The sequence below is a fragment of the Delftia sp. HK171 genome (genome assembly GCF_001886655.1).
Classification (GTDB): Bacteria; Pseudomonadota; Gammaproteobacteria; order Burkholderiales; family Burkholderiaceae_C; genus Comamonas; species Comamonas acidovorans.
In genome coordinates this window covers 3,952,226-3,977,839 of the sequence record NZ_CP018101.1, presented here as the reverse complement: position 1 = coordinate 3,977,839, position 25,614 = coordinate 3,952,226, and the positions used below count along the sequence as shown (strand labels likewise).

General features: G+C 67.9%; 23 protein-coding genes. All 23 read right to left on the bottom strand.

Annotated elements, in window-relative coordinates; all coding sequences use genetic code 11:
- Positions 1 to 21 precede the first annotated feature (21 nt).
- Entirely contained in the window at positions 22 to 1,212 is a 1,191-nt protein-coding gene (tssG, locus tag BO996_RS17860; RefSeq protein WP_071955982.1) for a type VI secretion system baseplate subunit TssG, read from the bottom strand.
- Complete coding sequence (tssF, locus tag BO996_RS17855) at positions 1,209 to 3,083, bottom strand: type VI secretion system baseplate subunit TssF (RefSeq protein ID WP_012205684.1); 1,875 nt, start codon at positions 3,081 to 3,083, stop codon at positions 1,209 to 1,211. The genes tssG and tssF overlap by 4 nt, the downstream gene beginning before the upstream one ends.
- Positions 3,084 to 3,106: 23 nt before the next feature.
- On the bottom strand, positions 3,107 to 3,661 hold the full coding sequence (tssE, locus tag BO996_RS17850) for a type VI secretion system baseplate subunit TssE (protein ID WP_012205683.1): 555 nt from the start codon (positions 3,659 to 3,661) through the stop codon (positions 3,107 to 3,109).
- 11 nt (positions 3,662 to 3,672) lie between these two features.
- A complete protein-coding gene (locus BO996_RS17845; RefSeq protein WP_071955981.1) occupies positions 3,673 to 4,104 on the bottom strand; it encodes a DUF4087 domain-containing protein in 432 nt (143 codons plus the stop codon).
- Positions 4,094 to 4,633 carry a hypothetical protein gene (locus BO996_RS17840; RefSeq protein WP_071955980.1) on the bottom strand — a complete coding sequence of 180 codons (540 nt, stop codon included), beginning with the start codon at positions 4,631 to 4,633 and terminating at the stop codon, positions 4,094 to 4,096. Before BO996_RS17840 ends, BO996_RS17845 begins: the two co-directional genes overlap by 11 nt.
- Positions 4,634 to 4,650: 17 nt before the next feature.
- A complete protein-coding gene (locus tag BO996_RS17835; protein ID WP_043823013.1) occupies positions 4,651 to 5,583 on the bottom strand; it encodes a hypothetical protein in 933 nt (310 codons plus the stop codon).
- 47 nt (positions 5,584 to 5,630) lie between these two features.
- Positions 5,631 to 6,437 (bottom strand): type VI secretion system accessory protein TagJ, encoded by an 807-nt coding sequence (locus BO996_RS17830; protein WP_043823011.1) that lies wholly within the window; start codon positions 6,435 to 6,437, stop codon positions 5,631 to 5,633.
- Between the two features lie 48 nt (positions 6,438 to 6,485).
- Positions 6,486 to 7,025 (bottom strand): hypothetical protein, encoded by a 540-nt coding sequence (locus tag BO996_RS17825; protein WP_224986303.1) that lies wholly within the window; start codon positions 7,023 to 7,025, stop codon positions 6,486 to 6,488.
- 20 nt (positions 7,026 to 7,045) lie between these two features.
- Entirely contained in the window at positions 7,046 to 7,417 is a 372-nt protein-coding gene (locus BO996_RS17820) for a hypothetical protein (RefSeq protein WP_013802359.1), read from the bottom strand.
- Positions 7,418 to 7,534: 117 nt separating this feature from the next.
- Positions 7,535 to 9,028: a type VI secretion system contractile sheath large subunit gene (gene tssC / locus BO996_RS17815; RefSeq protein WP_012205676.1), complete on the bottom strand. Its 1,494-nt coding sequence runs from the start codon at positions 9,026 to 9,028 to the stop codon at positions 7,535 to 7,537.
- A 28-nt stretch (positions 9,029 to 9,056) separates the two neighbouring features.
- Positions 9,057 to 9,599 (bottom strand): type VI secretion system contractile sheath small subunit, encoded by a 543-nt coding sequence (gene tssB / locus BO996_RS17810; protein WP_012205675.1) that lies wholly within the window; start codon positions 9,597 to 9,599, stop codon positions 9,057 to 9,059.
- A 123-nt stretch (positions 9,600 to 9,722) separates the two neighbouring features.
- A complete protein-coding gene (locus BO996_RS17805) occupies positions 9,723 to 10,145 on the bottom strand; it encodes a hypothetical protein (protein WP_071955978.1) in 423 nt (140 codons plus the stop codon).
- Positions 10,142 to 11,167 carry a type VI secretion system protein TssA gene (tssA, locus tag BO996_RS17800; RefSeq protein ID WP_071955977.1) on the bottom strand — a complete coding sequence of 342 codons (1,026 nt, stop codon included), beginning with the start codon at positions 11,165 to 11,167 and terminating at the stop codon, positions 10,142 to 10,144. Before tssA ends, BO996_RS17805 begins: the two co-directional genes overlap by 4 nt.
- Positions 11,168 to 11,224: 57 nt before the next feature.
- A complete protein-coding gene (gene tagF / locus BO996_RS17795; protein ID WP_232240361.1) occupies positions 11,225 to 11,905 on the bottom strand; it encodes a type VI secretion system-associated protein TagF in 681 nt (226 codons plus the stop codon).
- Between the two features lie 5 nt (positions 11,906 to 11,910).
- Positions 11,911 to 15,567 carry a type VI secretion system membrane subunit TssM gene (tssM, locus tag BO996_RS17790; protein ID WP_043823006.1) on the bottom strand — a complete coding sequence of 1,219 codons (3,657 nt, stop codon included), beginning with the start codon at positions 15,565 to 15,567 and terminating at the stop codon, positions 11,911 to 11,913.
- Positions 15,568 to 15,571: 4 nt separating this feature from the next.
- Positions 15,572 to 16,903 (bottom strand): DotU family type VI secretion system protein, encoded by a 1,332-nt coding sequence (locus tag BO996_RS17785; protein WP_012205670.1) that lies wholly within the window; start codon positions 16,901 to 16,903, stop codon positions 15,572 to 15,574.
- Positions 16,904 to 16,924: 21 nt separating this feature from the next.
- On the bottom strand, positions 16,925 to 18,259 hold the full coding sequence (gene tssK, locus BO996_RS17780; RefSeq protein ID WP_071955975.1) for a type VI secretion system baseplate subunit TssK: 1,335 nt from the start codon (positions 18,257 to 18,259) through the stop codon (positions 16,925 to 16,927).
- 17 nt (positions 18,260 to 18,276) lie between these two features.
- On the bottom strand, positions 18,277 to 18,876 hold the full coding sequence (gene tssJ / locus BO996_RS17775) for a type VI secretion system lipoprotein TssJ (protein WP_071955974.1): 600 nt from the start codon (positions 18,874 to 18,876) through the stop codon (positions 18,277 to 18,279).
- A gap of 19 nt (positions 18,877 to 18,895) precedes the next feature.
- Positions 18,896 to 19,684 carry a PP2C family protein-serine/threonine phosphatase gene (locus BO996_RS17770; protein ID WP_071955973.1) on the bottom strand — a complete coding sequence of 263 codons (789 nt, stop codon included), beginning with the start codon at positions 19,682 to 19,684 and terminating at the stop codon, positions 18,896 to 18,898.
- On the bottom strand, positions 19,681 to 21,756 hold the full coding sequence (tagH, locus tag BO996_RS17765; protein ID WP_071955972.1) for a type VI secretion system-associated FHA domain protein TagH: 2,076 nt from the start codon (positions 21,754 to 21,756) through the stop codon (positions 19,681 to 19,683). Before tagH ends, BO996_RS17770 begins: the two co-directional genes overlap by 4 nt.
- Before the next feature lie 42 nt (positions 21,757 to 21,798).
- Positions 21,799 to 22,293, bottom strand: a complete 495-nt coding sequence (locus tag BO996_RS17760; protein WP_012205665.1) for a TssQ family T6SS-associated lipoprotein — start codon at positions 22,291 to 22,293, stop codon at positions 21,799 to 21,801.
- A 2-nt stretch (positions 22,294 to 22,295) separates the two neighbouring features.
- Positions 22,296 to 23,084 carry a PEGA domain-containing protein gene (locus BO996_RS17755; protein ID WP_063326055.1) on the bottom strand — a complete coding sequence of 263 codons (789 nt, stop codon included), beginning with the start codon at positions 23,082 to 23,084 and terminating at the stop codon, positions 22,296 to 22,298.
- A 9-nt stretch (positions 23,085 to 23,093) separates the two neighbouring features.
- Positions 23,094 to 25,181 carry a serine/threonine protein kinase gene (locus BO996_RS17750; RefSeq protein WP_071955971.1) on the bottom strand — a complete coding sequence of 696 codons (2,088 nt, stop codon included), beginning with the start codon at positions 25,179 to 25,181 and terminating at the stop codon, positions 23,094 to 23,096.
- Between the last annotated feature and the right edge of the window lie 433 nt (positions 25,182 to 25,614).

Here is a 25,614-nt window from a genome sequence, read left to right as displayed (position 1 = left end):
TGCGAGCAGGGAAGTGGCGATTCAGTGGTTCGGTGATTCAGTGGTTCGAGGGCTGGGGCCGGGGCGCCGGCCGCGCACGGGCTGGCGGCGCTGGCGCAGCCAGGCTTCGGGGTCCAGGCGGAAGTCGCGCGCGTCCTGGGCGGGCTCGGCGTGGGTGAGCCAGGTGGTCCAGCCCAGCTGGGTGCTGCTGCCCAGCCGGGCGGCAGGCACTTCCTGGCGGCGCAGCACCAGCACGTAGTCCCAGGCGAATTCGATGCCCAGGTAGTTGCGCACCCAGTCCACCAGGGTCTGGAACAGTGCGGCCTGTGGCAGCAGCTGCTGGTATTGCTCCAGGCCCAGCGGGCCGAGCACCAGGCGGAACTTGCTTTGCGCATCGGGCACGCGCGAGCCCACGACGGCGTCCACGCCCAGGCGCGAGTTGCAGGGGCGGCCCTGCAGCCGGGTCTGCTGCTCGGGCTCCAGCTCCAGGTGGTGCAGGCAGTTTTCTTCCAGCTTCACGGGAATCTGGAAGTAGTGCGACAGGGCCTGGCACAGGCCTTCGGGGTTGCGCGTCCAGCGGGTCAGATGGCCGGCCATGAAGCGCTTGGCGTGGTCTGGCACGTGGTCGCGCGCGCGCTGGCTGGGCAGGCCGGCGCCTATGAAACTGTCTACGTAGCGGCCAAAGGGGTCTTCGCCCGGGCGGTCCAGCGATGCGGTGGGCTGTGCGTCCGACCAGGCGCGGAACAGCAGCAGCAGCATGCGGTGGTGAAAGATGTCGGAAAAGCGTGCCAGCGTGGCGTCGTCATGCTGGCGCAGGCGCTCGCGCACGTACTCGGTGATGTGCGTGGGCAGCGGGCCGTTGGGGCCGTAGAGGCCGAAGTTCCAGACCGTCATGCGCTCGGGCTCGCCGGCGCGCGAGGGCAGGATTTCTGCAATGGTGGCGGGGGCGAAGGCCAGCGACGGGTCCTGGCCCAGGCGCAGCGGCTCGTCCTTGGGGCGCGTGGCCTGGCCCAGGCGCGGCAGCGCGGGATGGCGTGCTTGCAGGTAGCGCAGGCTGTGCATCAGGTCGAACTGGTAGGGCTTGGCACTCAGGCGCTGCCAGAACAGGCGCGCCCGGGCGTCGTCGGGCCCGGTGGCCTGCACGGGCGCACGCGCGGGCGCCGGAGCTGGAGCCTGAGCCGCCGACTGGAGGTGTTCCGGTTCGGGCAGGGGGGCGTGGGCGGCGTTGCTCATATGCCGGGCCTTTGTCCGGGGCGCGGAGTCCAGCGCGCGACGGGGCCGCGCTGGCGCGAGTGCAGCTGCAGCTCGGTGAAGCTGTTGACGCCCACATGGCGGGCGAAGAATCGCTCCAGCACATTGGACAGGGGCCAGGGGCTGACACCGGCCATGGCCGGCTCGTCCACGCTCAGGTGTACGCCCACGCCGCGGCCGTAGACCAGCTGGCGGTGCTGGGGCAGGCGGCGCGTGATGGGTTCGATGCGCATGCCCTGGATGGCGGCGATCTGCCCGGCCAGCTGGTGGTTGCCCAGGTCCAGGTACAGGCGCAGCAGCTCCTGCAGTGTGGCCGCGCCTTCCTCGTCGGACAGATCGGTCATGGCCAGGTAGTTCAGGCTCAGGTGGGAGATCAATCGCCAGGTCAGGCCTCCGTCGGCCACGGCGGGGATGGGCGCGCTGGGGCCGGCGATGGCGCGGGCCCATTCCACGGGCGCCGATTCCTGCAGCGCAAAGTCGCCGCCCGGCTGGTTGACGCGCATGAGCAGGGGCAGGTCGCGGTTGGTGCACAGGGTGTGCATGGACAGCTGCTTGAGGTCGTCGGAGAACGGGGCCTCGCGCTGGTCCACCAGGGAGATGAAGACTTCCGAGCCCAGGTACTGCGTGCGTGGGCCGCTGCGCAGGCTGCGCTCGGAAAACAGCCGGGGCTCGCGCCGCGTGGTGAAGTAGGCCTGCTCGGTGGAGTGCAGGCCGTGCGTGGATGCGTACAGCGGCGCGAATTCGCGGTCCTGGGTCTTGCCTTCGTGGTGGCCGGTGACAGCCTGCACGCCGTAGACCTCGAAGTCCAGCGGCCGCGTGCGGTCGGGAATGACGTGGTACTCGTGCACGTTGGAGGCCACATGCAGGCGGTCCGCCGTGTACTCGAACAGGTTGATGGCCGGAATGCAGTGCATCAGCAGCTTGGCCGCGTCGATCTGCGGCTCCAGCGTGGGCGCGGCGCGGCGCAGCAGCACGGTGATGCCCACGCCGTCATGGGCAATGCGGCGCATGCTGCGCGACAGACCGTTGATCGAGAAAAACCGCTGCCGCGCGGGAAACGCAAAGTACTCGTGCAGCAGACGGTGGCCCTGGAAGGCGCGGTGCGAATAGGGAATCAGCGCCTGCTCGCTGTCATGGCCTTCGGCGCGCAGTGCATCGGGCTGCAGCACGTCCCAGACCTGGCGCGGGTCCTGCGGGTGGTGGACAACGATGGCCAGCGTCTGCGTGTGGATGAGTTCCTGCAGGTGGGAGGCGACGACATCGCCCGCATGGATGTAGACCCACAACTGGTCCATCGCCAGTTGCATGCACTGCGAGGCGTCCAGCGTGGCCAGCTGCAGGCGCAGGTGGCCGCCGGCCTCGCCCAGCTGGGGCACCAGGGCATGGGGCAGGTCCAGCGCCGGGCCGCCCAGGCGCGCCTGGCGTATCTCCAGCGGCCACAGCGTCAGCGGCCCGCCGGTGCGGAATTCGCAGATGGTCTGCTCTTCCTGTGACTTGTGGGTGCGCAGCACGCTGCCAGAGGGCAGGGTGAAGCCGTCCACGAGGTTGCCTTCCTTGGCGCTGGGCTTGAGCTGGACCACCACCATGGATGGCGTGGGCGCCAGGTAGTGGGGGCACACCATCTCCATCATGCGCTGGGACAGGCGCGGAAACTCCGCATCCATCTTCAGCTGGATGCGCGCGCTCAGAAAGCTGAAGCCTTCCAGCAGGCGCTCCACATAGGGGTCGGCCACATCGGTGTCGTGCAGGGAAAGGCGGCCCGCCACCTTGGGGAAGGCGGCGGCGAACTCGGCGCCCAGCTCGCGCAGATAGGCCAGTTCGCGGTTGTAGTACTCGACGAGGCGGGGATTCATGGTGTGTGTGGCGGCGTCCGGGCTCAGGCCCTGAGGTTTTGCAGCGAGACCTGGCCGGTCTCCAGGTCCAGGCTGGTCTTGAGCAGCAGCTCCAGCGGATAGGGCATGGACCAGAACTGGCAGCGGATCTCGAACTGCAGCGTGTTGTGGTGGTTGAGCTGCTCGGTGGAGGCCAGCAGCGTCACGGCCAGCGTCTTGGGCAGGATGCGCGGCTCGAAGGCCAGGATGCTTTCGCGGATGCTGCGCTCCACATGGCTCCAGTCCAGCTCGGACAGCAGCTGGCCGGCCAGCGGCGGCATGCCGTAGTTGATGACCGAGCGCTGCACATGCTCCAGCCCCTCCATCTCCACGTGGTCCCAGGCATCGCGCGCATTGAGCAGCCAGCCCAGGTCGCGCAGCAGGGCCTCGCGCAGGCGGGATTCGTTCACGAAGACCGCATCGGGCCGCTCGGTGCGCAGATGGGGCTCATGGTCGGTCAGCCGGTCCAGCAGCGCGGGCTGCAGCCGGTCCTTGGCTGCGGTTGCCTGGTTCTGGCGCGTGCGCAGCGTGGGCATGGGGTTGAGGGGACTGGGGCGCATGGCTTGTTTCTTCAGGAACCGGCCGGCCGGGCAGCCGCCAGGGGGTTCACGGGCTCCTTCGCCTTCAAAGCCGGGGCTTGGCGGCAGGCGGAAAGAGGGCGCGAACGGGCAAAGAAGATCTGAACGATCTGCTCCTTGTCATCGGTGGACACCTTCATGCAGGCGCAGCCATAGCCGTGGCTGCCATGGCGGGTATGCACCCAGTCACGGTTTGCAAAGCGGGGCCAGTCGCCCTGGGCCTGGTGGCCGCCCTGCACGCCAACGGTCCAGTCGGTATCGCGATCGGTCAGCGAGGCATTGGCGGGCGTGGGGTTGTCGAACCAGCCGCAGCGCTGGGTGCCGGGCGTGGCGGCAACGGCAGCCCAGGGGCTCAGACACGCCATCGCAAGGACGACTGCCGCGATCAGGCCTGGCTGCTGGAGCTGCGGCATTTCAATGCGCATCGCGGCCCCCTTCGGAAGCGGTTGCCGCCGGGGTGGTTGCGGCGCCGGCCAGCAGCGCCTGCTCATTCACCCATTCCCGGCTTTTGCCGCGCACGCACCATGCGGGGTTGCTGACCCAGTCGGTGAAGTACATGCTGGGATGGCCTTGAAGGATGTTGCAGCGCTCATATCCCATCCGGGGCATGGCGTAGTGCTGCAGTGGCGCAATCACCAGAAAGGACACGGCAATGGAAAGCACATTGATGGCGAGGACGCCCATCAGTGCGTACTCCACCTTCTTGAGCACGGTCTTGCTGCAGGGAATGGCATTGGCGATGACCGCTGCAACCATCACCAGCGGGAAGGCCAGCGCTGTGATGGCCAGTGGCGACAGCGGCGTGATCCTGACGGCGGGCGCGCGATCGAGCAGGCCCCGGATGTCTGGTGCAATCTCCGCCAGCACCAGGTACGCATTGGCCGCGAGCAGGGCCATGCCAAGGGGGATGGCCCAGATGGCGTTCCTGCGGTTCTGGCGGACGCGGTCTTGCATGGAGTATTCGGTCCCTGTCACTTCTGACGGTTGATGCTGCACAAGAGGCCGGTACTGCCGGGGCCGGGCGCGCAGGCGATGTCGCCGTCGGGCTGCTGACCGTTGTCCTGGTTCAGCTTCTTCCATTCGGGCGACTGGGTGTTGACGCGGTACAGGCCTTGGGGCGTGTCATCGGTCAGGGATTTCAGGGCGGAAATCACCTTTTGCTTGATCTGCCATTTCTGGTCGGCTGCGTTCAGCGCCATGCCTGTGACCAGCACGGCCACGGCCATGGCGGCCAGCGGGAGCACGGCCACGGCGGTGGCGCCAGCCACGGCAGCGCCTATGCCAAGGCCCACCATGGTGGCCAGGCCGGCCTTGACGGCCTCCACGCCAATGCCGCCGACCAGGTCGTGCATGGTCTTTTCGTCGTTGAACATGAAGTCCAGCGACTCGATGAGGCTGGAGACCACCACGCCCAGGATGAAGCCGCCCCTGGCCACGTTCTGCAGCCCGCGCATGCCCAGGCCCATCTGCACCATGCGCGGGTTGGAGGCCAGGTAGCGCGTGCCGCGCAGCAGGTGGCCGCGCAGGCCCGCATGGCCCCTGATGATGATGTAGGTGCCGCTGGACGTGGTCTTGACGTAGGAGCCCACGCCGGCCATGCCCAGGGCCTGCAGGGTTCTGGCGATCATGTAGGCATCCATGGAGCCCAGGGCCGCAGGCGCGACCCAGGGCTCGCCCACGTTGGGACTCATCACCTTGGTCCAGTACTCGCCCAGCGGCGTCTGCGCCAGGATGGCGTGCAGCCGGGAGGCGAGCCGCGGGTCGATGCGTGCCTTGTCCGCGAGGATGCCCAGGTACTCCAGGGGCGTGAGCACCAGGACATCCAGCTGGCGCCGTTCCATCTCATCGGCGATGGACTTGGCGTAGTTGACTTGGAAGAGGGTGAAGGCAATCGATGCGGACATTGTGGGCAGGTGTCTGGTCTTGCGGGTGATGAAAAAGGGGCGGGGGATCAGGCAGCGGTGCTCAGCGTGAGCTGGCGCACCTGCAGCATGGGAAAGTCCTCGGAGTCGGTGACCCAGGTGCGCTGGCCGTGGCCGGCCACGTGGCCCGAGGATTCGTCAGGATCGGAGGAGCCTGTGTCCAGCGGGCTCCACTGCGTGCGGCGCGACATGCGGACGGCGTCGTCATCGCCGGGCGCCAGCGGATAGCGCGCAGGCATGAAGCCCTGCAGCGCGCCGCCCTCGCGCAGCGTGACCTCGCAGGGCAGCCAGATCAGGTCGCGCAGGTCCTGCACGGGCTCGAAGCCGATCTGTGCAATGGCGTCGAAGGGCAGCCAGTAGTAGCTGCCGTGGGCCAGCAGCTCGCAGACGGGGCCGAGGCGGGTATCGCTGTCGGCCAGCCATTCGAAGCGGTGCTCGCCCATGTGGCCTGCGGTGGCGGGCGCCTCGTCCAGGGCGCGGGCGCGCAGGTCCTGGGCAGCTGCTCCTTCATGGGCCAGGGCGTCGATCAGGCAGGCCAGCCATTGCGCGGGCTCGCCCATGAGAAAGGGCTTCTTCTTGCCGGCGAAGACCTCGGCGCGCAGCACTTCGCAGCGGATGGCCTCGCGGTATGCGCGCGCCATGGGCTCGCACGACGGGTCGAGCTGGGCGCACAGCTGCAGCTGCTCCAGCGCCTTTTGCCATTCGCCCAGCACGCACAGCAGCTGGAAGTAGTAGACGCGCAGGGGCGCCGAGGCCGGGGCCTGGCGGATCTGGTCCTTCAGGGCCTTGAGTTGCTCGTCCAGGGAAAGCTGTGAGGTGAAGCTGGGCAGGGGCATGGTGAAAACGCAGGAAAAAGAGAGGGGCGGGGTGCGGCTGCGCCCCGGTCAGTCGTCGTAGGAGCGGCAGCCCCAGCGCACGGCGTCGGGCGCCTCGCCGGCCACATGGCCGATGACGATGCGCGGTGGCGTCTCGTCCAGGCCTTTTCTGAGCGGCATGGCGCGTGCGTACTGGGCGGGCAGTTCGCCGAAACCTTCCAGGTTCCAGCTGCTGCGCGCCTGTGGCCGGGCCTTGGTGCGCTGGACCAGCGCCTGCAGGCTGCCCGTGGCGCGCGCCGCGACAATGCTGCCGCTGCCGCCGCGCACGGTGATGGAGGACACCTGCGTGCCATCGATCTCCAACGGCGTGGCAAACAGGTAGAGCAGGTCCAGGCTTTCGCCGGGCGCGCGGTCCACCACGGTCACGCCCTGGGCGCGCAGGCGCTGGGCCAGCGCTTCGTCGCGGCCGTCGGGAAACTCGATGCGGCAATGCAGGGCGTCGGTGAACAGGGTGGTGATGTCCGCTGCCGTGGCAGGGGCGGCTTGCACCGTGGCGCAGGCCGTGCCGGCCAGCAGCAGGGTGAAGAAAGCTTTGGAACAGGCGTTCATGGCGTGGCTCAATGGGCGCATCAGGGATGGCGGTAGATCTTGAAAGCGGGCTTGTGGGTGCGGTAGCCGGGGCCTGCCCAGAAACCGTTCTGCTTGAAGTCCGAGATCCAGACGCTTCCGTCGAACATCTGCATGTGGCCGGCGGGCGATGAGGTGAAGCCCTGCATCACCGCCACATCGCCCTTCTTGTAGCCACCTTCGGGCATGGCGTCGTAGCGTGTGAAGCCGGCGGCCACCAGGCTGGTGCCGTAGTCCTTGGCATCGCGCGTGCGCTGCAGTGCGATGCCGCCAGCGCCGATCGCATCGCGCACATAGCGCGCGCAGTAGCCGGCGGAGCTGGCGCGGGCATTGGTCTGCAGGGTGGCGACGGCGTTGTCTACATTCCAGGGCATGAAAAGCCTCGCTGAGTTGGGTCCTGGAGGGGAAAGCTTCTCCAGGCCTGTTTCTTGTTATGGGGCCTGGCCCTGGTGCGAGCGTGTCGGCACCAGGAGTCAGGTGGGCGGGCAGTCTTACTTCGCGCCCTGCTTCACGGAAGGCAGCTTGGACACCAGGCGCAGCGACACGGTCAGGCCTTCCAGCTGGTAGTGGGGGCGCAGGAAGAACTTGGAGGTGTAGTAGCCGGGGTTGCCCTCGACTTCCTGCACCTGCACCTCGGCGGCGGCCAGGGGCTTGCGGGCCTTGGTCTCCTGCGAGGAGTTGGCCGGGTCGCCGTCCACGTAGTTCATGATCCAGTCGTTGAGCCAGCGCTCCATGTCGGTGCGCTCGCGGAAGGAGCCGATCTTGTCGCGCACGATGCACTTGAGGTAATGCGCGAAGCGGCAGCAGGCGAACATGTAGGGCAGGCGCGCCGACAGGTTGGCATTGGCCGTGGCGTCGGAGTCGTAGTACTCGGCGGGCTTGGCCAGCGACTGGGCGCCGATGAAGGCGGCCACGTCCGAGTTCTTGCGGTGCACCAGGGGCATGAAGCCGTTCTTGGCGAGCTCGGCCTCGCGGCGGTCGCTGATGGCGATTTCCGTGGGGCACTTCATGTCCACGCCGCCATCGTCGGTGGGGAAGGTGTGCGCCGGCAGGTTGTCCACCGCGCCGCCCGATTCCACGCCGCGGATGGAGGTGCACCAGCCGTAGTACTTGAAAGAGCGGTTGATGTTGACCGCCATGGCATAGGCCGAGTTGGCCCAGCAGTACTTGCCGTGGTCGCCGCTGTCAGTCTCTTCCTCGAAGTCGAATTCATCGACCGGGTTGGTGCGCGCGCCGTAGGGCAGGCGTGCCAGGAAGCGGGGCATGGCCAGGCCGATGTACTTGGCGTCGTCGGACTCGCGCAGGCTGCGCCAGGCGGCGTACTCGGTGTTGGTGAAGATCTTGGTCAGGTCGCGCGGGTTGGCCAGCTCCTGCCAGGATTCCATCTGCATGATGGCGGGCGCCGCGCCGGAGATGAAGGGGCAGTGGGCCGCGGCAGCCACCTTGGCCATTTCACCGAGCAGCTCCACGTCCGGCGGGCTGTGGTCGAAGTGGTAGTCGCCCACCAGGCAGCCGAAGGGCTCGCCGCCGAACTGGCCGTACTCCTCTTCGTACACCTTCTTGAAGACGGGGCTCTGGTCCCAGCCCACGCCCTTGAAGCGGCGCATATTGCGGTGCAGCTCCTTCTTGGAGATGTTCATGACGCGGATCTTGAGCATCTCGTCCACCTCGGTGTTGGTCACCAGGTGGTGCAGGCCGCGCCAGGCGCCTTCGAGCTTCTGGTAGTCGTCGTGGTGGATGATGCGGTTGATCTGCTCGGACAGCTTGCGGTCGATCTCGGCAATGATGGCCTGCACCGTCTGGTAGGCATCGTTGGACAGCGTGATCGCCGAGCCCAGGGCCTGCTGGGCCAGCGTCTGCACGGCCGCTTCCACGGCTTCGCGGGCCTGGTCGGTCTTGGGCTTGAATTCCTTTTGCAGCAGGCTGCCGAATTCGCTGCCGGCCAGCGCCTGGGTCGATTGTTCGAGTTGGGTTGCGGTATTCATGACGTGCTTGCCTTCCTGATGTGCTGCCTCAAGCCTCGGATGCAGGGCCCGAGGCCTGCGGGGCAGTGATGTTGGGCGCGGCGGCCAGCGACTTGAGCAGCGCAGGGTCCTTGAGCACCTTGCCGATCAGCTCCTCGGCGCCCTGCTTGCCGTCCATGTAGGACAGCAGGTTGTGCAGCTGGGTGCGTGCCTCCAGCAGCGAGTTGAGCGCGCCCACGCGCCGCGCGATGGCGGCGGGGGAGAAGTCCTCCATGCTCTCGAAGCTCAGGTCGATGTTGAGCTTGCCCTCGCCCGTCAGCGTGTTGTCCACCTGGAAGGCGACGCGGGGCTTGATGGACTTCATGCGCGCATCGAAGTTGTCGATGTCGATTTCCAGGAACTTGCGGTCGGCGATTTCGGGCAGCGGATCGACGGGCTTGCCCGACAGATCGGCCAGCACACCCATCACGAAGGGGATCTGCACCTTCTTTTCCGAACCGTAGATCTCGACGTCGTACTCGATCTGCACGCGCGGCGCACGGTTGCGCGCGATGAATTTCTGACCACTCTTGCCGGTTTTGGTGAGCGACATGCGGGTGTTCCTTTCAAGAAAAAAATGGGTCGCAGAAGTAAAAAGCCTGGAGTCCCGCCTTGCGGCGGACCGAAGGGCTGAGGGCGCAAGAGGCCGTGTGGAAACAGGTGGACGGGGTGGGTGTCATGGGGCAGCCAGCTCCTTGAAAGCGAAGTCCGGGGCCAGCAGGTCCGTGCATTCCTCGCAGTAGAGGTAGGCGATGGAGCGCTTGTTCTCCGCCGTCCCCCAGCCCGTGCCGCTGTCGATGGTCAGGTTGACCTGCCGGCCTCCCTTGAAGCGCACGAGGGCACTGGCACTGCAGCTACCGGTTTCATAGGCATGCGCGTAATTGAACTGGCTGCTGGGCCTGGCGTGGCGCAGGAAGTAGCGCGCGCGCTTTTCGTCAATGCGCAGTGAATCGCAATGGATGCTGGGGTCTTCGCTTTTGGCGGTGCCGTCGCGGATCGTGATGCGCTCGATGGCGTTTGCAGGCCGTGCACCGGCATCTGCGAAGGCTGGCGTCGAGAGGCCCACGCCCAGGGCCATGAAACAGCATTTGGCATTCATGTCTGCTGCTCCTGCAGGTGGGCGCCCGTGATCACTTCCACCTGGGCCAGGCTGTCGGGGGACAGTTCGCGCAGGATGTCCATGAAGCCCATGCGCATGAAGCGGGCGGCGCGGCGGATGAGCAGGGGGGCGGGGTTGGAGGGCTCGGTGCGCTCCACGAAGGCGGCGATTTCCAGCAACTGGGCAATCGCCTGTTCGCGGTTGCGCGCCGGGGCGGGTGCCGAGCCTGGCGCGGGGTGGGCCGCCGTGCCGCCCTCTGTGCCGGTTTGTGCGGCCGGATCGGTTTCAGCGGCCGTGTCGGCATCGCCTGTGGACTGGGGCTGCCATTGCTTGAGGGCCAGCAGCAGCTGGCGCAGGCCGTCGAGCTCGGGCTGCTGGTGGCTGGGCAGGTGCTGTTCGCAGCAGGCGCGGATCTGGTCGAGTTCCTGCAGTGCGGGGGTGACGGCCAGCAGGGTTTCGTGGCCCTCGGCATGCGCGCGGGCCGAGGCCATGCGCAATTCGTCGGCGGTCAGGTGCGGCAGGTCCTCGGGCACGTTGCCCTTGGCCATCAGTTCGGCGTCGCGCACGCTGATCTGGCCCAGCGCGCCGCGCAGGAAGTCGGCGTTGCGCAGGTCACGCACAAAGCCTGTCACGTCCGACAGGGTGCCCAGGGCATTCATGCGCATGAAGTAGTCGTCGCCATCCTCGGGCAGGGGGTGGACATGCTCCCAGTGGCGCTCCAGCAGGGCGCCGCACAGCTGCAGGCCCTGCAGCGTGCCGGGCAGGCCGTGCAGGATGGTCCAGGCACGGCACAGCAGCACGGCCACGCGCAGGTCCTTGGTGCGCTGCATCAGGGCCGAGGCCTGGCGCTCCACGTCGCGCCAGTCCGGTGGCTCGGCGGGGATGACGGTGTCGCCGAACTGCTGTTCTACCTTGCCCTGCGCAGCGCTTTCCATGGCCTGGAAATCGTTGTCATAGGTAAGGTCCGGGCCGCAGGGCGGCTCGGCGGCGGTCTCGGTCAGCAGGTCCTGGATATTGGCCATGGGCGGGTCGGTGTTGCTTGGGTATGGTGTGGAGTGGACGGTGCGATCTGGACGAACTCAGGCGCCCTTGAACAGCCGGGTGAACAGGCGGCGGTGCAGCACTTCGTGCTGGACCACTTCGTCAGGGGCGTGGCGCGGCGTGGCCGAGATCCACCAGACAGAGGTGGTGGAGCCCGGGCGCATGCAGGCGCGCCAGTCCATGCGCGGCAGGCGCGCGGCGTTGCCTTGCGAGGCGCCCATGTCAAGGTCCGCCAGCAGGCTGTGAATGGAGGTGCTGTCTTGCGTGCGGCCGTCCTGCTGGAACGGCCATTGCAGGGTGGCCAGCCGCTCGTCGAGCTGCTGGGCTGACAGGGGCAGGCGCCGGGCGTCGATGAGTGCATCGCGTGCGCCGCTCAGAAAGCGTTCGATGTCCTGGTCCGACGCCGGTATGCCGGAGCTGCCGTCCACCGTGGCCATGATGGCCAGTGGAAAGAGCCGGCCGATGCGGTCGGAGCTGGGCCCGATCACGCCCACCATGGGCTGGCCCAGGATGGAGGCGGGGCACAGGAAGAACCACAGCGGCGAGTGCACGAAGCGCGTGGACCAGTTGTCGGCCGCATCGCTGCGCAGCTGGTCCATGCCGTTGCGCAGCCACTCGTCCCAGCGCATGGTCAGTGCGTGGGGCATGCGCCGGCCGACGAAATCGCCCTGGCTTGGCAGCTTGCCCCACCAGGCGGCGCAGGGTCGCTGGAGGGTCATGGCGTTCACAGCCGGTCCGGACATTCGAATTCCTCCATGGCCTTGAGCCGGAATGGGTTGAGGACGCTGCTGGTGGTGACTTCCATGCGCAGCTTGCGTCCGTCGATGGTGAAGATGGCTGTGAAACGCTCGGGCGAGTTGCCCGGCAGGATCTGGGCACGGTCGAACAGGCGGTGCAGCGCCCAGGGGCCTTCGGTCACGATGCCGGTGTTCTGGGCGCCGGCGGCCGTGATCTGCAGCCGGGCCTGGCCGGTGCCGCGCGTGCCGGGCCAGGAGACGGCCTTGGGGATTTGCGGGCCGTGCTGGTAGCGCACGATTTCGCCGTCCACGTCCAGCACCATCTGGGAGATGGAGGCGTCCATGTCCAGCGGCTTGATCTCCAGCCGGATGCCGGGCGTGTTGCCGCCTGCGCGGAAGAACACGTCGCGGATGGAGGCCGCGCGCTGGAAGGCGGCCAGCGAGGCAGAGCCCCCCACCGGCGTGCCGTCCACACCCTGCTTGAAGGTCCAGGGCACGGTGGAGATGTCCACCATGGTCTGCAGCTGGGTGCGGAAGAACTCGTCCATGGTGCCGCCGGTGGCGAACAGGCGGGCGAAGTCGTCCGTGGTCACGTCGCGCGTGGCGCTGCGCGTGAAGGGGTAGCGGCCCAGGATGGCCCGGCGGCAGAAGTCGCCGATGGTGGCGTTGAGGTTGCCGCCCAGCGTGCTGCGCACGCTGCTTCCCACGAAGGACGAGGTGGACGTGGCCAGGGCCTCGTACATGCTGTTGAGCGGAGGCGGCACGCGCTTGGCTTCCGAGCGCACCTTCTCCAGCGTGCCGCTTAGCGAGGGAGGCACGCCGCCGCCCTGGATCACCTGCTGGCGCGCCGAGGCGATGACGGCCGCCGCCTCGTTGAGCACCTGCAGGCTGGCGGTGATGGGAGCCGGGCCCGAGCCGTTGCTGGTGGCAAGGCGCCGGTATTCGCGGAAGCGGAAGTCCACGATGTCGGCCTCCAGCGTGCCGGTGGCCAGCATGCCGCCCACGTTCAGCGGCTTGCCGGTCAGGCGGCTGAGCTGGTGCTGTTCCTCGCGGATGCGCTGCAGTTTCTCGCCCAGCCAGCTGCTGGTGCTGCCCGAGCTGCCGCCTTCCTGCTGGTCCGGGCGGCGGGCCAGCGTGGTCTCGCGGGCCACGGCGCGGATGAACTGCTCCAGGCTGGAGTTGGCGGACGAGTACAGGCGGGCCTGCTCGCCGGCCTGCTCCAGCGAGGCCGTGCGTATGGGGCGGATGTCGGCCAGGAAGGTTTCCCACAGGCGCGCGTACTCCATCAGGTACAGGCGCTTGACCTCGTTGGCCAGCTGGCCCGTGAGCACTTCCTGGGCCACGCTGCGCCGGCCTTCGGCCTGGCCCAGCACCCAGGTTTCCTCCTTGGCCAGCAAGGTGGTGACCTTGGGCAGCTCGTGCAGGAAGAGGCCGTGGTAGCCGTCATAGGTGAACAGGCCGCTGATGCCCTGGGTGAGCGGCTTGCCGCTGGCACGCGCAAAGACCTGGGGCGCCTCGGGCCCGCTGGCACGCACCACGCTGAAGTCGGGCGGCAGCTTGTCGCCGGTGTTCAGCAACTGCTTGAGGCGGCTGTAGGCGCGCTGGGCGGGCGACATCTGGGCCAGGCGCTGGCGCACTTCGGCGACCAGGTTGGCGTCGATGGGCTGTGCGGAGACCACCACGCGGCCGTCGATGAGGCGGTCCAGGTGCTCGGACAGCTGGTCCACCAGGCCGGCCTGCACCAGATGCTGGGGCAGGGTGTTTTCCCAATCGCTGCGCAGCCAGGCCTTGACGAAGGTGGCGTCGAAGTGGTCGGGCTCGTAGAGCATGAGATAGGCCTTGAGCGTTTCGTAGCTGGCCTCGGGGCTGCCGGTGCTGACTTGGCGCAGCGAGCGCGCGACATGGCTGCTCAGGCGCGGCAGCCAGGCGTCTTCCAGCAGGCGCAGGTAGGTGGCGTGGGCGGCCGTCTGCACCTTGGGCACCTGCAGCAGGCCCCAGCGCCAGCCCAGCGGGGCCGATTCCTCGAAGCGGCTGCTCTGCGCCACGCGCGCCGCGTGGTTGAGCATGGGCACCAGGGCGACCACGTTGTCGGGATCGGTGGCCTTGGATTCCTCCACGGCCTGGCGCAGCGTGCCGGCGTTGTCGGCCACTTCGTTCAGGTAGCGCTGGTTGTTCTCGTAGCTCAGCGTCCAGGCCAGGGCCGCGCCGCCCAGGGCCAGCAGCAGGGCGCACAGGCCGGCGGCCTGCATCAGGCGCAGCTGGCGCTCTTTCTTGGCGTTGCGCCCGGTCAGGCCGGACTCGTTGAACATCACGTCCTTGAACAGCGACTCCAGGAAGTAGCTGCGGCCCTGCTGTGGCACGGCATCGGCCGGCAGGCGGCCACGCAGCGCAAAGCGGCGCGACAGGGCGGACATCACGCGGTCGAAGGGCATGCCCTCCTGCGTGCCGCTGGTGAAGTAGACGCCGCGCAGCAACGGTTTTTCCTTGAAGCGCGAGGCGGAGAACGCCGCATCCAGCGTGTCGCGCACCACGTCCTTGAGGCCGGCAAACTGCTGGGGCAGTGCGTAGAGCAGGCTGCGGCGCGCAAGATCCGGCTCGGTCATCAGCCGCTGGGGCAGCAGGCGGTTGATCTGGGCGACTAGGGCGTCGAACTCCTCCATGTACAGGGCGCTGGCTGCCTGCGGGTCGCTGGCGGGCGAGCGCTGGGTCTTTTCGTCATAGGGGTAGGTGAAGCCCCAGACCTGGGCGCGCTCCTCGCGGCTCATGGCCCCGAAGAACTCGTTGAAGCCCGCCAGCAGGTCGCTCTTGGTGACCAGCACGTAGACGGGGAAGCGGATGGTCAGCTCCTCGCACAGCTCGCTCAGGCGCAGGCCGATCAGCTGGGCCAGCTGGGCGCGCTCGGCGTCGCTGGCACTGAGCAGTTCCTGCACGCTGAGCGTGACGATCACGCCGTTGACGGGCTGGCGTCCGCGAAAGCGCTTGAGCAGCTGCATGAAGCCCTTCCAGGCTGCCTTGTCCTGCTCCGCATCGCTTTCCTGGGTGGTGTAGCGGCCGGCCGTGTCCAGCAGCACGGCCTGGTCGGTGAACCACCAGTCGCAGTTGCGCGTGCCGCCTATGCCGGGGATGGCACGCTTGCCGAACTGGGCCGCCAGCGGGAAGTCCAGCCCTGAGTTGATCAGGGCCGTGGTCTTGCCCGAACCCGGCGAGCCGATGATCAGGTACCAGGGCAGCTGGTAGATGTAGCGCTTGTTCCAGCGGCCGAACAGGCCGCCTTCGGTCTGGCCGAAGCGGGTCTTGCTCAGCGTGTCCAGGGCTTCCTTGAAGCGCGACTCCAGCTCGGCCACTTCCTCGGAGCCTGCTGCGGGCGTGCCGTCCGCCTCGCGCGGCGAGGTCAGGCGGGCCAGGCCGGTCATGAGGTGCTCGTTCATGCGCTGTGCGCGCCACCAGCGCAGCAGCAGGCGCAGGAACCAGAGGATGAACAGGCCGGCGATGATCCACCAGCGCACGGTGGGGCTGCCCAGCGGCTGGTAGGGCTGGATGAAGACGAGCGGGCCGACGAACCAGATGAGCAGGCTCAGGGCCACCAGGCCCAGAAGCTCCAGCATGTAGCGGTTGAACAGCCATGAGGCGATGCGACGGATCATGGGATCAGTTCCTGGTCTCGGGTGCGGCAGGCAGGGCCTGCAGTTGCTGGTCACGTTGCTGGGGCGCGACCAGCAGGACGATTTCCACCCGCCGGTTCAGCGCCCGGCCTTCTGCCGTGTTGTTGGGGGCGACGGGGTCGCTGTCGGCACGGCCCTCGGCATGCAGGCGCTGGCGGTCGCGCAGCGAGCCGCCCAGCATCTGGGACACGGCCTGGGCACGTTCCTGCGACAGGTTCCAGTTGGACGGGAAGCGCGCCGTGCGGATGGGCAGGTTGTCGGTGTAGCCATTGACGACGACCTTGCCCGGCACTTCGTCCAGCGCCGCTGCCACGCGGTGGATGACCTGCACGTAGCGGGGCTTGACGACGGTGGCGGCCGGGTCGAACAGGCCGTCGCCGCGCAGGATGACGGTGCTGCGGTCGGCCTCGTCGCGCACGCTGACCAGGCCTTCGCGGATCTCGGGCTCCAGGAACTGGCGCAGCCGCGGCTTGAGCGTGGCGACGGTGGCGGCCGCTGAGGTGCGCGGGAAGCGGATCTCGTTGATGGCGGCGAACAGGTCGTCCGAACTGTTGGACAGCCGGTAGCTGAACCACAGGTAGATAAAGAACGCCAGCAGCAAGGTGATGGCAGCCGCCACCCACAGCGGCACCATGGCCCAGGGCGGCGAGGCCAGGCGCTGCACGCCACGCCAGTGCACGGACAGCAGGCTGCTGCGGTCGCCGCGCGTCGATTCGATGAGCTGCAGCAGGCGCGCCTTCAGCGTTTCCAGCTGGGCGCGGCCGTTGTCGATCACGCGGTAGCGGCCTTCAAAGCCCAGCATCACGCAGTAGTACAGCAGCTCGATCAGGTCGATGTGCTGGTGCGGCGTCTGCACCAGGCGGGCCAGCAGCTGAAAGAACTTCTCGCCGCCCCAGGTTTCGTTGTGCAGGGCGACCAGCAGGCTGTGCTTGGGCCAGACGCCGGCACTGCCCCAGGGCGTCTGGGCGGCGGTCTCGTCCAGCACCGTGCAGATGCAGTAGCGTGCACCGATGATGGTTTCCATGGGCACGCCGCTGGCGCCTGCGCGCTGCTCGAACTCGCGGATGTGCTCGAGCAGCAGTTGTTGCAGCGCGCGCGGGTCCTCGTTGGTGACCATGGCGCGGATCTGGGGGATGAGGTTCAGCAGCCGGTTGGCGGCGGCCACCAGCGGGTTGCCGCCGCTGACCACGTCGGGCAGGTTGGAGCGCAGCGGCTCCTGGCCGGCAGGCGCGGGCGCGGCGCTGGCCGCGCCTTCGGCACGGCCCGTGTCGGCGTCGCCGCCCCAGGGCATTTGGTGGCTGATGTTGGAACTGTTCATGTCGGAAGAGGCGTCGCGCCGTCAGCGGCGGATGGCCCAGAACTCCAGTTGCAGGTCGGGGAATTCGCCGGAGACGTGCATGGCAAGGCCGCCGGAGCTTTGCAGCTGGTTCCACAGGTCGTGCGTGGTGTCCACCTCGAAGTAGTTGTAGCCCGCGTGGTAGGGAATCTCGCGCGGGGCAATGGGCAGGGGCCGCAGCGTGACGCCGGGCAGGTGCAGGTTCACTAGGTCGCGTATGCGCTCCACGGGGCCCAGCTTGGTCTGGGTGGGAAAGTGGGTACGCAGGAATTCCGGCGTGGTCTGGGCATGGGCGGCCAGCACGAAGTCGCAGGTGGTGAGCAGTTCGGTGGACGGGATCAGCGCCACGCGCACGCCGTACTGGCGGTCGTGCAGCGGGATCTGGATGGCGTTTTGCTCCAGCACCGAGGACAGGCTGCGCCGCAGCTCCAGCATCAGCGGCGGGAAGCTGCGCCGCAGGTCGTCATGGTCGTAGGCGGGCAGCACCTCGGGGCGGCGGCGCTCGTGGTCGAAGGTGGTCAGCTCGGCGGCCAGGCGCAGCAGTTCCTCGAACAGGCGCTCGGGGTGGATGCTGGCGGTGCGCACCCAGTGCTGGGCCGCGCCCGTCCAGTGGTTGATGAGCTGCAGCAGCAGGAAGTCGCCGACCTCGCCGATGCCGCCGCGCTCGGGCTGGATCATGCGCTGGGCCAGCACTTCGCCGCGCTGGCGCAGCAGGCCGTGGATTTCCTTGCAGAAGGTGTTGAGCACCGAGCTGGGCCCGTTGTTGACCACGGTGGGGATGAAGCCGGGCTCCAGCAGCACGCCGCCGCTGGCCTGGCGCTCCACCACATGGGCCACGGGCAGGCTGACCCAGCCTTCGGTCAGCTCGTGGGCGGGGCGCAGGCTCAGGCGCAGCCGGCCCAGCTGCACCTCGGCGGGCTGGGAACCCACGTCGTTGCTGTCCGCCACTTCGGTCACGTCGCTGAGATAGCGCGCAGGGCTCTGGGAGCCTTCGCCAAAGGTCACTTCGCTGCCCGAGAAGCGGCGCAGCGGCAGCGCCAGGTGGACCACCACGTCCTTGAAGTCCTTGCCGATGTCCAGCGGGGTGGGCGCCTCGTCGTCGCCCGGCAGCTGGAACGGTGTGCCGTCGGGCAGCACGCCGTGGGCCGAACGGATGCCCAGCTTGCCCATGCGCAGCAGATCGGTGTCCAGCTCCAGTTCCGAGAAGCCCCAGAAAAAGGGCTGCCCCGGCAGGCTGCGTGACTGCAGTTGCCGGAACAGGAAGCGCTCCTGCTGCTGGAAGTGCTGGGGCCGAAGGAACATGCCCTCGGCCCAGATGACTTTGCGTTGCCAGACCATGGTGGATAGATGTGCGTTTATTGGGATGCGGGTTGAATGCGGACGGTGACCTCTTCGCGGGTCAGGTGCACCTGGTAGCGCACGGGCTGCAGCTTTTCGGTGGAGCCCATGCCCCACCAGCGCCTGCGCAGCTCCACGGAGTTGGGCGCGACGGCCGAGGCGCGCCAGGTGCTGCGCTCCAGATCGCGGTAGGCGGCGAACAGGCCGAAGGCGCGCACATCGGGGTTGCCCTTGCGCTCAATCACCTGGCGCTGGCCGGGCGCGACCAGGAATTCCTCGCGCCGCACGAAGTCGCTGCCCAGCTGGCCGTCGTCCTTGTCCTGCAGGTCGAAGAAGCCGGCGCGGTCGAAGGCGGCGGAGGCGCGCAGCTCGTAGATGCGCAGCAGCACGGGCTTGGGAATGCCTTCACGGTCCGGGTTGATGTCCATGTCCGCCACCACTTCGAATATGGCGGTGGGCACGGCTGTGGGCGCCACTTCGGGCGCGCGGCTCAGGGGGTTGAGGGAGCCGCAGCCGGCCAGGCCGGTCACCACGGCCGTGCCCAGGCCCAAGGCGCCCAGCGTTTGCAGCGCCTGCCGGCGCCCCTGCGGTTCCTGCGGTTCCTCTGATCTCCACATGGCTTCTCCTGTCTCGATGTCAGTCATTGGTTTCACGCGGGCAGATCCACACCGTCAGCGCGCTGAGGTTGTCCTGGTGCGGATTGCCGCTGGATACGACGCGGCCGACCATGCGCTGTATCCATTCGTCGGGGCGTTGGCTGGCGGCCAGCAACTGCTCCATTTCCGACTCGTGCATGCCTTCCCACAGGCCGTCCGAGCACAGCAGGAAGACATCGCCGGCCTCCAGGGCCACGGCGTCGGCGCGGATGCTGGGCGGCACCTGGCCCTCGGCGCCAATGGCGCCGGCCAGCACGTTGCGGTTGGGCAGGCGGCGCGGGTCGTTCTCCTCGTACAGGCCGGCGTGCAGCAGCTGCTGCACCAGGCTGTGGTCTTCGGTGCGCAGGTGCATGCGGCCCGCGCGGAACCAGTACAGGCGCGAGTCGCCCCAGTGCGCCCACAGGGCCCGGCCCTGCTCGGGATCGATGCACAGCACCACCACGGTGGCGCTCATGTGCATGCGCGAGACCGAAGTGGACTGCTGGCCGCTGACGCGGTGCTCCGCCTGGGAAATCAGGGAGGCCAGGCTGGCGGGGGCGAACAGCGGGTTCTGCCGGAAGCCATCCAGCACGGCCTGCACGGTGAGCTGAGCGGCGAGTTCGCCATGCCCATGCCCGCCTGCACCGTCGGCCAGCGTGCAGCACAGGCCGCCGGCGCCCAGGTCCATCAGGCCCATGGCGTCTTCGTTGCTGGAACGCCTGCCGCTGTGGGATGCGCTGGCCACCTGGATGCTGTAGCGGTGGCCGTCTCCGTCGAGGTAGGCGATCACGGCTGGCCTTTCACGGACTGCTCGGCGTTTTCGTAGGCCTCGACGAAGGTGCGGCCCGAGAAGGCCATCAGGTCGTCCTCGGCATGGCGGCGCAGCACGTCGAAGTTGTGCTTGTAGTCGTCCCACAGCGCGGCCTTGCGGCCATTGGTCAGCAGCTTGTCCAGCAGGCCCGGGTTGGTTTCGGTGCGGCGCTCCAGCTCGGTCGGATCGAACCGGGTCAGGGCTTCGGCATAGGCGGCGCGGATGCCGGCCATCAGGGCCAGCTGGTGCACATGCAGGTCCTGGAAGGCGTCCTGCATGGCAGGCAGCGGCTTCATGAAGCCCGGGAAGGTCTGGTGGACCATCTGCATGAGCACGCCCTCGGAATTGGGCAGGAACTTGAGCGGGTTGTTGGCCCCCGTGGCAATGATGGTCACGCCGGCGCGGAACTCGCGCTTGATCTCGGAGCGCGCGGCCAGCAGGTCGATGGTTCCCTGCACGGCAATGCGCAGGGCTTCGCCGAAAGTGCGCATGAATTCCGGTGTGACCTCGAAATGGGTCTTGGCCGGGTTCAGGCCTGCGCCCTCCATGAAGGCGGCGGCCAGTGCCTGTAGATCGGCGCTGGCGGTCGGCTGGGGCTGCACGGGAATATCGACGGGCGCGGCGGTGGAGGGCAGGGCGCCGATGGGGATGGCGGCGTCGCCCTGGCCGAGGATGCTGGAGGCCGCGGGGATATTTAGGTTGACACCTGCGTCAAGGGGGGCCGAGGCAGCGGCAGCCCTGGCGACGGGCGCAACATGGGCAAGACCGGACTTGAAGAGGTCCAGATCCAGTCCATTGGTGGGCAGCAGACCGTCCAGCGCGGCCGGCTCGGCGGGGATCTGGGGCACGGGCGCCGGGGCAGGCGCGGCAACCGGAATGTCCTGTGCCTGCGTCGGTCCCTGCGTCTGTACCTGTGCCCGCGCCTCTACCTGTACAGGAAGCTGCTCCTGCACTGCAGGAATCACGGTATCGATCACAGGCGGGAGTGCGGGCTGGGCCGGTGCTGCCGCCTCCTGCGGTGGCACCGGCTCTGCGGGCTGTGCATGCGACTGCATGCGCGGCAGATTGAAGGCCTGGCCCAGTTCGGAGCCCCGGCCCGAGGCCTGCTGCAGCGGCTGCGCATCGGGGGGCAGGCCGCCCTGGTCGAACAGCGCAAGCGGGTCGAGCTTTTGGGATTGCTCGAAGCACGAAGGCAGGCCGGTATGGGAGGCATCATGCAAGGCCTCGGTGCTCAGGCCCTTGAGCGGCAGCGTGTGGACCATGCCGTCATGGCGCTGCTGTATCAGCTCGCCCGTGCCTTGCGATGGCAGGCCGGCCCAGCCTTCCTCCTGCTGGCGAGCCTGCTGGGGCGGCGGAGCAAAGGGGTCGAAATCATTGGGGATCAGCAAGGGGCGATGCTGCGGCTTGGCGGGCTGCGGCATGGCCAGTGCAGCCTGCTCGGGCGGGATGGCGCTCTCGATCGAAGGCACGGCAGGGGTGTGGATGGCATCCAGGCTCAGTGCCGTCAGGCCTTCCCAGGGATCGGCGATGCCGGGGCCGGCGGCAGGCAATACGTCTGCCAGCGGCGCTGCCTCTGCCGGCGGCGCTGCTTCCGGCAACGGGGGCTGGGCGGCGACGGGAGGCGGGACGATCTGGGGCTGCGGGGCGGCTGTGGCGGGTGGGGCCGCTTGCGCGGCTTGTGTGGCTTGCGCGTTTTGCATTGCAGCCGAAGGCGGTGCCTCGAAAGGCGTGCCCGGCGCCACGGCGGCCAGGGTGTAGGCGCCGATACGGATGCGCGCACCCAGGGGCAGGCCCACTTCCTGGCCCGAACGCACGGGCTGCTCTGCCACCCAGATGGGATCACGCTCGCTCAGGTTCGCAACAAAGGCTCCCTCGGAATCCAGCCTGACCATGGCGTGCACGCGCGCGACGGAAGCGTCCGGGTCCGAGATGATGAGCTTGTTCTGGCCACTGCGTCCGATCGTGCCACCGGCCATGCCGAATACGGCATGCCAGTGGCGATCGACCGGAACGCCATCGTGGTCCACGACCCTGAGTTCGATTTTGTCCATGGAGTCTTAGGCTAGGCAGTTTTCAGGAAGCGTCGGGATGCCTCAGGAGGCTTTGCGCGCTGGCGCAGGGCGCTTGTTGCGCAGCGCGGCACGGGCGTTGTTGAACTCCCGGCCCCAGATGGGATGGCCCTTTTCGGCCTCGGTCAGCTGGAAGGTGGGGTCCAGGGCGAGGGCCATGTCGAAGTGCTGGCGGCAGGGCTTGCGGCGGCCTTCCACGCAGTGGCTGAAGGCGATGTACTTCAGCGCCTTGACCTGGCTGCTCATGGGCAGTTCCTGCGCGGTGGACAGGGGCGTCAGCGCCGTGATGGCGTCCTCATAGCGGCCGTCCACATAGAGCTGGATGGCTTCGACCAGCTCCTGCTCCTTGATCACCACGGGGTCCACGGGCTTGACGGGCTCCGGAGGCTGGACCACGGTCGGGGCCGGCTCGGGCTCCACGGGCTTGGGCGCGGTTTCACACGCGGCCAGGCCGAAGGCAACGGCCAGGGCAAGGGTCAGGCGCTGGATGGAGTGAGGAATATTCAGGGTCATGGACATGGTCAGCGGGCATCAAAGTCATGGGAAAGGGTCACCGACTGGCCGTCGGTGATGCGAATCACCTGCCGATAGCTCTCGAAGCCGGGATTGCGCAGCTCCACCGTGTGGGAGCCTGGCGCCAGCTTGAGCAGCACGACGGGAGGGGTGACGCCGGACGGCTTGCCGTTGATCAGCACATTCGCCCAGGGGCTGACCCTCAGGCGCAGGTTGTGATCTGTCCGTGGCGTCTCAGACCGTGCGGCCAGCGCGGCGGAGCGCGCTGGAGCAAGGCCGGGTGTCAGGGCGGTGATCGAGGTGATCACGCGGCTGTTCAGTGCAAAGCCGCCGGCCGTGGGTGCCGCAGGCGCCGTGCGCAGCCGCTGCGCTGAAGGGCAGCGCTGGATCCAGCGGTCCTGGGCGCGGCTGTAGGCGTCCCGCCACGGCGTGCCCGTGGTTTCGTAGGCTTGCAGTGCAAAGCCCGGGTGTGCGGAGAACGCGGAATCGAAGGCCGCCTCGCAGCGCGCCCATTCCTTGTGCGTGCAATAGGTGTAGGCCAGGTACTTGTGGGCAGAGGCCCGCTCCATGGGATCGGCCAGCCCGCCAAACAGCGCCGCCTGCAGCGCACGCTCGGCCTGGGCCAGGTCGCGCGCCTCGAACAGCGCAATGCCCTGCGCCAGCTGCGGGCGTCCTGCCGAGCCGGTTTGGGCCGGCGCGGCTTCTTCGCATGCCGCCTGGGAATGCGCCAGGCAGGGCAGGCCGAGCACTGCAGTGCACAGCATCCATCGCCAGCGGTGGTTCATCAGTCGAGCCATGGGCCGCGCTCATTCGAAAAGATGGTTCACGGTCACCGACTCGCCCTTGGTGACCGTGATGGTCTTGGTCACCGTGGAGGCCGCACCCGGGTTGCTGATGTCGATGCGGTACTCCCCCTCTGGAAGCTCCATCTGGGTCAGCGGCGGGCTGGTCCGTGCCGGGGCGCGGTTCACGGAGACATAGCCCCAGGGCACGACCCGGAACACCACCTTGCCCGTGGCCGCTGCGGGCTTGACGGGGCGGGCTTCGGTCTTGGGCGGCTCGGTGGGCAACGGCTCGGACCCGGTGGCCACCGTGACGGGGACGACGGGCGTGTTCTGCTCGGGCTGCGAAGGGGCAATCTCGGGCAACGCGGCCTGCTGCTCGGGCGAGGTCATCGGCTGGACCTGCTCCGTGGAGGCCAGCGAGGCCTCGTTGAGCAATTGCTTGAGCAGCGCCTGGGCCTCGGTGCGGTGCTGTCCTTCGGGGAAGCTGTCCAGGTAGTCCTGCAGGCGGGCCAGGCTGGACTGGCTTTGCGCCTGCTGCCAGGCCAGGCTGTCGCGTGCTGCCAGGGTCTTGGCGCGTGCCTGGTCCTGGGAATGGTCGTACCACAGCACGCCGCCGCCCGCGATGGCAGCCAGCACCAGGGCGCCGATGGCCAACGGTACGGCCATGCTGCTGCGCCTGGCCTTGGGCGCAGCCTGGGCACCCGCAGCTGGAGGCCGGGCAGCCGGAGGCTTGGCCTGGACGGCCGGCGCTGCGGCGGGCTGCTCGGGAACGGGGGCCGGTGCTGAAGCCGGAGCCTGAGGCGCCGGCATGCCTGGCAGTGCCTGGTCGATGTCGATGAACGGCCCGTTGCCCAGGCCCATCGGGTCGGCGGCAGAGGCCTGGGGCGCAGATGGGGGTGCCATCTGAGGCGTGGCCATGGCAGCAGGTGTGCTGGGGGCCGGCGATGCCGGGGCCACGGGTGGAACCGTTGCAACAGGCGGCACGGGCATCACAGGTGCCACAGGTGCCACAGGTGCCACCGGCATGACCGTCGCCACGGGCGCAACCTGTGGGGTGGGTGCGGGAACGTAGGTTTCCGTGATCGGCAGGAACCGGGGTGCCTGCGCGGATGCCGACTCGCTGGCCATGGCGGCCTGAACGGCCGCAGGCGTCGTGATCGGGATGTAGATGGGGCTGGGGCTGGGGCTGGGCTCCACAGGCGCAGGCGCCGCCCGGTTTTCGGCAGACAGGCCCAGCAGGCTGCGCAGTTCGGCAATCGACTGGGGCCGGTCCTGCGGGCGCACGGCCAGGGCTTTTTGCATGCCCTGCAGGAAGGCGTCGGAGTAGCCGGGAACCTGCTCGGAAGTCAGCGGCTGCATGGGGTCCGTGACCATGCGAGCCACCGAGGTGGCAGGAGTGCGGCCCGTGGCGGCCTGGTGAATGAGGGCGCCGACCTGGTAGATGTCCGTCCACGCGCCCTGGGGCATGGCGCCGTCGTCCACGTACTGCTCGATGGGCGCAAAACCGGGCTTGAGCACCATGGTCAGCGCCTGGGTCATGTCGCCGATGATGCGGCGCGCGGCGCCGAAATCCAGCAGCACGGGGCTGCCATCGCGCTGCACGAAGATGTTGTCCGGCGCGATATCGCGGTGGAAGCAGTCCTGTGCATGCAGGACCTCGAGCACATCGAGCAGCGGGGCCAGCAGGGTGCTGAGCTGGGCCTGGTCGATGCGGCCCGACGATGCCTGCAGCACGCGGCCCAGCGTCTGGCCCTCGTAGTGGCGCATCACCATGTAGGCCGTGCCGCCGGCTTCGAAGAACCGGTAGACATGCACCAGGGTGGGGTGCGAGAAGCGCGCCAGCAGGCGGGCCTCGTTGATGAAGCTGCGCAGCCCGGCGTCGAACGCGCCACGGTGCTGCGAGCGCACATGCACCTGATGGGAGCTTTGCCGTCCGGCCAGGGCCGAAGGCATGTACTCCTTGATCGCGACCTCGCGGTCCAGCGAGAGGTCACGGGCCTTGTAGACGATGCCGAAACCGCCTTCGCCGATGACATCGAGCACGCGGTATTCGCCAATCTGGACACCTGCCGGAAGGCAGTTGGTCGAACATGCTGCTTCGCTATCCATGCAATCCCACCCAAGATGTTGTTTCACACCCTGGCGGGCGATGTCTGTCGCGCAGCCAGGGTGCCGAACCTGTTCGAGGCCATTGGACAAGGAGAAAGCCGGCATCACACCGGTAATCTGTCTCTGTAAACCGTTGGTTTTCCTCAATCAGCCTATTGTCTGAAGCCAGGGGCCAAAGACGAGCGTCATGGATTCGTCATGAATACAAGATCGTATTTCAATCGGACTCCGAATGCGGCGTGAGTGTAGCTTGAGTTCCGCAAAAAGCCATGACACGAATCGAATGGATATGAGGTGGATACATTTTTTTTCAGATGTATCCGCCGTAACAATTCAGTCTGCTCAATTGTTTGTATTTTGCCGGCCTTATCCACTATCATCGCGGCTCCAACAAAGGAGGGCGGTTCACGACAGTGAGGATTGCAGGCGATTG